Source organism: Arthrobacter sp. GMC3 (assembly GCF_002929305.1).
Lineage (GTDB): Bacteria > Actinomycetota > Actinomycetes > Actinomycetales > Micrococcaceae > Specibacter.
On record NZ_PJIO01000014.1, the window covers coordinates 91,257 to 100,507 of the forward strand.

General features: G+C 60.6%; 6 protein-coding genes. 2 read left to right on the forward strand and 4 right to left on the reverse strand.

What is annotated here, in order from left to right; genetic code table 11:
• The first annotated feature begins 61 nt into the window (after nt 1–61).
• Nucleotides 62–1,123, forward strand: coding sequence for a biotin/lipoate A/B protein ligase family protein (locus CXQ94_RS18270; protein WP_104092020.1), 1,062 nt, complete (start codon nt 62–64; stop codon nt 1,121–1,123).
• Between the two features lie 55 nt (nt 1,124–1,178).
• Here CXQ94_RS18270 and pepN read toward each other — a convergent pair whose 3' ends face one another.
• The 4 genes from pepN to glgC are packed head-to-tail and all read right to left on the reverse strand — an operon-like array spanning nt 1,179 to nt 7,811.
• Nucleotides 1,179–3,818 carry an aminopeptidase N gene (gene pepN / locus CXQ94_RS18275; RefSeq protein WP_104092032.1) on the reverse strand — a complete coding sequence of 880 codons (2,640 nt, stop codon included), beginning with the start codon at nt 3,816–3,818 and terminating at the stop codon, nt 1,179–1,181.
• A 47-nt stretch (nt 3,819–3,865) separates the two neighbouring features.
• On the reverse strand, nt 3,866–4,951 hold the full coding sequence (locus CXQ94_RS18280) for a YeiH family protein (RefSeq protein ID WP_258067211.1): 1,086 nt from the start codon (nt 4,949–4,951) through the stop codon (nt 3,866–3,868).
• Nucleotides 4,945–6,384 (reverse strand): SDR family oxidoreductase, encoded by a 1,440-nt coding sequence (locus tag CXQ94_RS18285; protein WP_104092021.1) that lies wholly within the window; start codon nt 6,382–6,384, stop codon nt 4,945–4,947. Before CXQ94_RS18285 ends, CXQ94_RS18280 begins: the two co-directional genes overlap by 7 nt.
• Before the next feature lie 17 nt (nt 6,385–6,401).
• Nucleotides 6,402–7,811, reverse strand: coding sequence for a glucose-1-phosphate adenylyltransferase (glgC, locus tag CXQ94_RS18290; protein ID WP_104092034.1), 1,410 nt, complete (start codon nt 7,809–7,811; stop codon nt 6,402–6,404).
• A gap of 103 nt (nt 7,812–7,914) precedes the next feature.
• On the opposite strand from glgC, the gene glgA reads away from it, so the two are divergent.
• Nucleotides 7,915–9,114 (forward strand): glycogen synthase, encoded by a 1,200-nt coding sequence (gene glgA / locus CXQ94_RS18295; protein WP_104092022.1) that lies wholly within the window; start codon nt 7,915–7,917, stop codon nt 9,112–9,114.
• Nucleotides 9,115–9,251: the final 137 nt, after the last annotated feature.

Consider the following 9,251-nt stretch of genomic DNA (forward strand, 5'->3'; position numbering starts at 1 on the left):
TTTGTACCGCGCTTTTCCTGGCAATTTTGCCTCTGGGGCCCGGCCTTGAAAGACTTGAAGCATGGCATCGATAATGCATGGCGAATATAAGGTTCACGGCGGAAAATTAGTTGTTGTGGACTTGGAAGTCCACAACGGATCACTGGCCAATGTCAGCGTCAGCGGTGACTTTTTTCTGGAACCGGATGAAGCACTTGATGATATCAACCGCGCTCTGAACGGCCTGGACGCTGCGTCCCCGGCCTCGGAAATCGCCGACGCCATCAGCGCTGTGCTGCCAGCTGGCGTGGTCCTCTTCGGTTTCTCGGCACAGGCAGTGGCCATTGCCGTCCGGCGGGCGCTTGCCAAGGCCACCAGCTGGCTAGATCATAGCTGGGACATCATTGCCCCCACGGTACTTCCGACGGCGGTCAACGTGGCCCTGGACGAGGTCCTGGCCCGTGAGGTGGGTGCCGGGCGACGGAACCCCACCCTTCGTTTCTGGGACTGGAACGAGCCCTCCGTGGTCATTGGCAGCTTCCAGTCGGTCCGCAACGAACTTGACCCGGCGGGTGTGGAAAAGTTCGGTATCAACGTGGTCCGCAGGATCAGCGGCGGCGGTGCCATGTTTATGGAGGCCGGAAACTGCATCACCTATTCCCTGTACCTGCCCCAGAGCCTGGTTGACGGGCTGAGCTTCGAGGACTCCTACAAGTTCCTGGATAGCTGGGTCATGGCCGCACTCGAGTCGATCGGGGTGCAGGCCTTCTACGTCCCACTCAACGACATTGCCACCGATCAAGGCAAGATCGGCGGTGCGGCCCAAAAGCGGCTCAGCAACGGCGCCATGCTTCACCACGTGACCATGAGCTATGACATCGACGCCGAGAAGATGGTTCAGGTCCTGCGGATTGGCAAGGAAAAACTCTCCGACAAAGGCACCCGCTCGGCCAAGAAACGCGTGGACCCCCTGCGGCGGCAGACAGGCCTGAGCAGGGCCGAGATCCTCACCACTATGAGTGAAACTTTCACCCAGCGCTACGACGCGCAGCCGGCAGAACTGACGCTGGCGGAACTTGCCGAGGCCGCAGCACTGGTGGAAAGCAAGTTCGGCACCGACGCCTGGCTCAACCGAATCCCCTGACCGGATCCTGCGCTGGCGTCCGCCGCGAGGACGGACGCCAGCGCATCAAGGGGCCCTAGTTGGCCACCGACTGCGCCGTGAGTGCGCGCACCAGGTGGTCACGCTGCTCCACGACGAGGCGGCGCAGACCCGTTGCGGCATCACCATTGGCACTCAGCCATGCGTCAGTGCGCACAACCACGGGGTGCTCAACGGGGAGCTCGCCCAGGCCTAGATCCTGGTGTGCCGGGAACAAGCCACGTACCAGCCGGCCAGCAATCTCAATGCTGCGGGACTCCCACATCTCATTGAGGGCCGCAAAGTAGGGCTCCACATACGGGTCAAGTAGTTCGTGCCCGCCGGTCGCAAAGCCCTCGAGCGTGGCGCTGAGGAGTTCGTTCGTCAACGCGGTTTCCTCGACGGAAGCCTGCCACGCCAGGGACTTGGCCTCGGGGGATGGGAACGCGGCCCCGGCACACACCCTGCCAACCCGGGTCTCCGCCGTCGTGTTGGCAGCCAGTTCGGCATCCAATTCCGCAACAGTCGCCTGACCCCTCGCAGCCAGCGCTTGCCATAATAGCCAGCGAAGATCGCTATCCACGCGCAAACCTGTGGGCACTTGGACCCCATCCAGAAGCCCGCGGATTCTGGCCACGGCAGTGTCGGTGGCCCGCCCCAAGGCGGCCAAGGTTCTGGCCCACACCAGCTGCTCGTCGCTTCCGGCGGCCGCGGCATCCAGATGCTGCTCGACGGCGACTAGCAGTTCCGCACGCACCTCGCCACGAATTTGCGGTGGGCAGTAGTTGGCCACCGCAAACAGGGCGTTGTCGGACAAGGTCTGCAGCAGGGCAATGTCCGGTTCCCCGCCTGCATGGTTGCACACGGCGTTGACGTAACGCCGTGCCGGCATGACGCCGTCGCGCACGGCGTTCCACAGCGATGACCAGACCAGGCTGCGAGCCAGAGGGTCGGCAATCGTCCCGGCTGACTCCAGGGCCGTCGATAGTGAAACAGCGTCCAGACGCACCTTGGCGTAGCTCAGGTCCTGGTCATTGAGGACCACCAGCGCCGGTGCCGGAAGGCCCACCAACTCCGGGACGCTCGTTTGCGCGCCAGCCACGTCGATCGTGACCGACTGGGTGCGCACCAGAAGGCCGCCGTCGTTCTTGTTGTAGAAGCCCACAGCAAGGCGGTGCGGGCGCAGCGCCGGCAACCCCATGACGGGGTCCACGGCTTCCTGGCCAATGCTGAACGCCGTGACCCGGTCATCGGCCAACTCCACGGAGGGGGTCAGCGTGGAGATTCCCGCCGTCTGAAGCCAATCCGCGGCCCAGCTGCTCAAGTCCCGGCCGGATGACTTGCTGAGGGGAACCAGCAGGTCAGCAAGGGTGGTGTTGGAGTACTCATGGGTGCTGAAGTATTCGCGGGCGCCGGCAACGAAAGCATCCTTGCCCACATAGGCCACCAATTGCTTCAGTACCGAGGCGCCCTTGGCGTAGGTGATGCCGTCAAAGTTTTGTTTGGCGGCCTCCAGGTGGGGGATATCGGCCACGATGGGGTGCGTGGTGGGGAGCTGATCCTGCACATAGGCCCACGCCTTTCGCCGGCTGGCAAAGAGCGTCCAGGACTTTTCGCCCCACTCGGTGGCCTCGGCAACGGCCAGGTGGCCCATGAAATCGGCAAACGATTCCTTCAGCCACAAATCGTCCCACCAGCTCATGGTGACAAGGTCGCCGAACCACATGTGCGCCATCTCGTGCATGATGGTATTCGCGCGCTGCTGGTACTGCGTGTCCGTGGCCCGTGAGGTGTGGATGTAAGACTCGGTGAAAGTCACCAGGCCGGGGTTCTCCATTGCGCCCAGGTTGTACTCGGGCACAAACGCCTGATCGTACTTGCCAAATGGGTACGGATAGTCGAAGAGTTCGTTGAAGTAGCTGAGCCCGGCCTTGGTCACCGCAAAGATAGGGTCGGTATCAAAGTTCTCGGCCAGCGAGGCGCGGCAGTAAGCGGTGAGCGGTATGGTCAGCTCGGTGCCGGTATGGGCGCTGTCCTGGCCGAAGGTCATGCTGAACTGGTCGGAGACCTTGAAGTACGGACCCGCCAGGATGGTGGTGATGTACGTGGAAATTGGCAAGGTCGTGGCAAAGTCCCAGGTTCCTGCAATGGCAATCCCATCGGCATCCACGGCTGTGTCGCTGTAGTCGGTGACCGATTGGTTGGAAGCCACCTCCCAATGGGCCGGTGCGCTGACGTGGAAAGAGAACGGCGCCTTCAGGTCAGGCTGTTCAAAGTTGGCGAAAACGCGCCGAGCGTCGGCCGGTTCGTACTGGGTGTAGGTATACACCTTCTGATCCGCGGGGTCCACGAACCGGTGCAGGCCCTCGCCGCTGCTCGAGTAGGCGGCCGTTGCCTTGACGGTGACCACATTCTCCAGGGCCAGCTGCGGCAGGTGGATGCGGGCGCCGTCGACCACAGTTGCGACATCTAAGAGGGTGCCATTGAGTTCCACCGATTCCACGCCGAGTCCAATGAAGTCCAGAAACGTACTGGCACCAGGTGTGGTGGCGCTGAAGCTGATAACGCTTTGGGTGGAGAAGCCCAGCTCGTCCAGGTTTTGGGCGTTGCTGACATCCACGCGAACGTCATAGTGGTGGACCGTGAGCAGGGCTTTACGAGTGGCAGCTTCGGCGCGGCCTAAGTTTGAATTCGACACCATTTCATTGAACCATGATCACAGTCATTCGGGCCGCGCCTGGCTTCCTAAGCGGACATGAGGTGGACGGCACCCAAGGCCAGCATGGCGATGAGTACCCAGGAGCAAAGGGCCATGATGGTGGCCCTGATGCCTGTGCGGAACAGTTCACGGACTCGTACCGAGGAACCCAAACCAAACAACGCTGCGCCCAGGGCTACATCCTGAGCGGTGGATCCGGCCTCAACAACTCCTGCCGGCAGCCACCCCGTGGTGCGCAGCACGATCATGACCAGGAATCCAACCACGAACATGGGAATGACCGGGGGGAAGCGGGGTTTGGGTGACGCCTCTGCGTTGGGGTCCAAAGCAGATGACGCGGCGGCGGCTTGTGCCAGACGGGTGTGCCGGCGTCGTTCCATGCCACCCACAACGCCCACGATGGGAGCCAACAACATGACGCGCGTGAGCTTGACGATGATGGCGGCACTAAGTGCCACGGCGCCGGCGGTTTGGGCCGTCGCAACCACCTGACCGACGTCGTGCACGCCCGCGCCCACCCACTGGCCAAACTGCAAGGGGCTTAGGCCCAGTGGGTTCATCAATAGCGGCAGGACGCCGATGGCGAGAGTGCCGCACAAGGTCACCAGGGCCACGGGCAGCACGGTGTCACTGTGTTTGGTGCCCTTCACCGCGGCCATGGCGCCAATCGCGGACGCGCCACAAATGGAGAAGCCGGTGGCGATCAGCAGGGGAGTGTCGCCCTCAAGCCTGAACAGCTTGCCCAAGGCGTATGTCCCGGCGAAACTGAGCAGCACCACGCCCACAATCAACGCCACGCTTTGCCAGCCAAGGTTGATGACGTCGCCCAGGCTGAGTTTCAGGCCGAGAAAGACGATGCCAACCCGCATGAGGTGCTTGCCGGAAAAATTGAGCCCGGCTCGCCAGGTGCCCTCGCACAGGGCCGAGGTCCCCGGCAGGTTAACTGCTGCAATGCCCAGCACCACGGCGATGGTCATGGCGGGAAGCATGGGCACAAAGCTGTGGACGAGCAAGGAGATTCCGACGGCAACGAGTGCCGCAGCCAGACCGGGAAAGAGCGGTTGCGTGCGGATCCACCACGCGGTAACTCCGCCCTTGGTAGCGGTTACCACGGGCTCGGCTTGTAGTCCTTGAGGAAGACACCATATTGGTCTTCACCGTTTTCACCCATCACGATGGGGTCGTAGACGCGCGCCGCCCCGTCCACGAGGTCAAGAGGCGCGTGGAAGCCTTCCTCGGCCAGCCTGATCTTCGTGTAATGGGGGCGCTCGTCCGTGATCCAGCCGGTGTCGACGGCGGTCATGAGGATTCCGTCCGCTTCCAGCATTTCGGAGGCGCTGGTGCGCGTCAGCATGTTCAAGGCGGCCTTGGCCATATTGGTGTGTGGGTGGCCAGGCCCCTTGTAGGCGCGGGAGAACTGACCCTCCATGGCGGAGACGTTGACAATGTACTTGCGATCGGCCGACGACGCGGCCATGGCCGGGCGCAGGCGGGAAACAAGCAGGAACGGGGCGGTAACGTTGCACAGCTGCACCTCCAGCATCTCCAGGGGATCCACCTGGTCCACCACCTGGGTCCAACTGTTGATGGCTGCAACGTCCGGTACGAGCCCCCCGGCGTCGATGGCGGTCCCGGCGGCAAGCCGCTCAAGGGAGGCAGAGCCCATGGACATCGCCAGTGCGGCGATCTCGTCGCCTCCGAGCTTGGGGTGTTCCGACATCTGGCTTGCCAAGGCGAGGGGGTGCCTGTCGTGGGCGTGCCCAAACGTCACCAGTTCCGGCATGGGGGTGTCCGTAGGCAGCGGTTCCAGCTCGGCGTCGACCAGAGGCTTGTAGGCGTTCCCTGAGCGGCGGACGGTTTGGGCAGCATTGTTGATAATGATGTCCAGGGGCCCGGCCTCGGTAAGTGAGTCGGTCAGGGCCATGACTTGGGCCGGATCGCGGAGATCGATGCCCACAATCCGGAGCCGGTGAAGCCATTCGCCGCTGTCTTCCATGGCTGCGAATCGGCGTGCGGCATCCTTGGGGAACCGGGTGGTGATAGTGGTGTGGGCGCCGTCGCGAAGCAGTCGCAAGGCAATATACATGCCGATTTTGGCACGGCCACCGGTCAGCAGGGCGCGTTTTCCGCTCAGGTCGGTCCTGGCATCACGCTTGGAGTGGTTAAAGGCGGCACACTCGGGGCAGAGCTGGTGGTAAAACGCATCAACCTGCGTGTAGTGCTGTTTGCAGATGTAGCACGGGCGGGAACGCTGTAGCGTTCCCGCCATTTTGCCAGTTGTTGAAGTTGTAAGTTTATTGCCGCGGGTTTCATCATCAATGCGGTCGGGAGCGGCGGTTGCCGTTTTGGCAATTACCGCCCGGTCAGCATCATTAATGGCGTCCCGCTTAACATTTCGGCGATGACGTTTTACAGCTTTAAACATCTTCCCGGTGGCCCGGCGGACGTTTACATAGTCCGGATGTTCTTCGTCATATTCATGGATACTTTCCAAAACCTTTATGCAATTTTGGATTTCTTCGGGCGTCAAGTTAGCAGCAGTCACACTCTAATTTTAGCCTCTTACGACAGTGTTGCTGACTCGGCAGCCTCCAACTGGTTGCTGACCACAAGATCCACCGTCTCTCGAGAGAGCTGGTCTCGATCTATCGCCAGGGTCAATGCCTCGGGCAGTTCGGCTGCCGCGGCCCGGGACAGCTGAATTTCCGCCGCGTCCGGGGTTGGAACGCGCTGTCCCTTGCTCAGGACAGTCAATCCGGATTCGGTTACAAGGAACCCGCGTGCGCGGTCAAGATCGGCGTCGACGCCAATGGCTGCACCTGCCGGAATTCGTACATTCTTATCGATGATGGCGCGCCTGACAACGGCACCGGGGCCCACCACCACTTTGTCCATCAGCACCGAGTTTTGGACCCTGGCGCCGGCGCCAACGTAGACATCGTTGGAAAGGACCGAACTTTCCACCACCCCGCCGGAAACCACAACGCCGCTGGCCACAATGGAATCAAGGGCCGTTCCGACAGAGTTGTGGTCTCCGCGGACAAACTTTGCCGGCGGTGAAACGGTGCTGTGGGTGTAGATGGGCCAAGACCTGTTGTAAAGGTTGAACACCGGGACTGGGGAAATCAGGTCCATATGTGCGTCGTAGTAGGAATCGATGGTGCCAACGTCGCGCCAGTAGTTGCGGTCACGGTCTGTGGCATCGGGAATGTCGTTGGTGGAGAAGTCGTAGACGAATGCTTCGCCCCGGTTGACGAAGTAGGGAATGATGTCCCCGCCCATGTCATTCTGGGTGTCATCTTTGGACGCATCCAGTTCAAGCGCTTCGATCAGGGCTTCGGTGTCGAACACGTAGTTACCCATGGATGCCAGGAACTGATCGGGCGCGTCCGGCAGACCGGGGGTTGAGGCGGGCTTCTCCACGAATGCGGAAATCTTGTGGGCTCCGATGGCGCCAGGTATGGGCTCGTTGTCAATTTCGATGACACCAAATTGATCTGCCATGGCAAGAGGCTGGCGAACCGCGGCGACTGTCGCCCTGGCCCCGGACTGGATATGGCTCTGAACCATCTGCTCAAAGTCCATGCGGTAGACGTGGTCGGCGCCGACCACCACAACAATGTCAGGCTCGGCGTCGCCAATCAGATTCATGGACTGGTAGATGGCGTTCGCGCTGCCAAGGAACCAACTCTTTCCGCGGCGCTGCTGTGCGGGAACGGAAGCGACATAGTTTCCCAACAATGTAGACATTCGCCAGGTCTCGGAAATGTGGCGGTCCAGGCTATGCGATTTGTATTGCGTGAGGACCACAATCTTTAGGTACCGCGAATTAACCAAATTTGATAGGGCGAAATCGACCAACCGAAAACCTGCAAAGGGAACTGCGGGTTTCGCGCGGTCTGCTGTCAAGGGCATCAAACGCTTGCCCTCACCGCCTGCTAATACGATGGCCAGAACCTTTTTGACTGACATGTCACAACCTCCGACAGCTTGAATGTTGCCATAAATAACGTCCGCGAACGGAACGAACACCTTCACACTAGAACAAAGTGTCCAGACAGACTACCTTGGGAGGGTGCGTATCGATATTGTGACAAAAGAATTTCCTCCCGAAATATATGGTGGTGCCGGCGTCCATGTCGCCGAGCTCAGCCGTGTGCTGGCCGCGAAAGTTGATCTGAGGGTTCACGCCTTCGGTGCTGACCGTGAAACGGACTATCACGGCGCCACGGTTTCCTCGTATGGAAACCTTCCTGAGCTCAATGGTGCCAACCCTGCGATGCAGACTTTGGGTGTGGATCTGCAAATAGTTCCCGACATTGCCGGGGCCGATCTGGTGCACTCCCACACCTGGTACGCCAACATGGCGGGGCATTTGGCGTCACTGTTGCACGGCATTCCACACGTGCTGAGCGCTCATAGCCTCGAACCATTGCGGCCGTGGAAGGCTGAGCAGCTCGGTGGCGGGTACGCGCTTTCGTCGTGGGTCGAGAAGACCTCCTACGAGGCCGCTGCCGCCATCATTGCCGTCTCAGACGGAATGCGACAGGACATTCTGCGTAGCTATCCGGAGGTGGACCCCGCAAAGGTGAAGGTCATCCACAACGGTATAGACGTTGATATGTGGCAGCGTGATGAGACGGACGACGTCGTTCGTTCCCTTGGTATCGATCCCTCGCGTCCAAGCGTTGTTTGGGTCGGCAGAGTTACTCGGCAGAAAGGTGTGCCCTATCTGTTGAAAGCCGCCGCTGCATTGCCGCCGGAAGTGCAGCTTGTGTTGTGTGCTGGAGCTGCCGATACTCCTGAATTGGGTGCCGAGGTCAATTCACTAATCGAAGGGCTTAAGGCTCAGCGTGATGGTGTCATCGTCATTGAGCGAATGCTGCCGCGAAATGAACTCATTCAGGTGCTCAGCCATGCCACTGTTTTTGCCTGCCCTTCTATCTACGAGCCCCTGGGCATCGTTAATCTTGAAGCGATGGCGTGTGGCGCAGCGGTTGTTGCCAGTGCCACTGGCGGTATCCCCGAGGTTGTTGCTCATGGGGAAACCGGCCTTTTGGTGCCGTTGGAGCAAGTGACAGACGGCACCGGGACCCCGTTGGATCCCGAGAAGTTTGTCGCCGACTTTGCTGCCGCCTTGATTGAGGTTGTCAACGATCCGGCCCGGGCACGTGCCATGGGGGAGAAGGGTCGGCTTCGCGCCCAAGACCACTTCTCCTGGGAATCAATCGTCGAGCAGACACTAGAGGTTTACCGGAGTGTCCTGCAAAAGTAGTTTTCTGGTGGTTGTTTGAGGGGCCTCGATCTTTTGGATCGGGGTCCTTTGTTGTTTCCGGGGCTGCGGGTTGGGGTTGGTTCTTACTTTCGCGGTCTTTGGTGTTATGGGTTTTTGGGGAGTCCGTGGTGGTAGGT

Coding starts and splice junctions, on each gene's coding strand:
- glgC (WP_104092034.1), bottom strand. CDS start 7,811: ATGTCAGTCAAAAAGGTTCTGGCCATCGTATTAGCAGGCGGTGAGGGC.
- CXQ94_RS18270 (WP_104092020.1), top strand. CDS start 62: ATGGCATCGATAATGCATGGCGAATATAAGGTTCACGGCGGAAAATTA.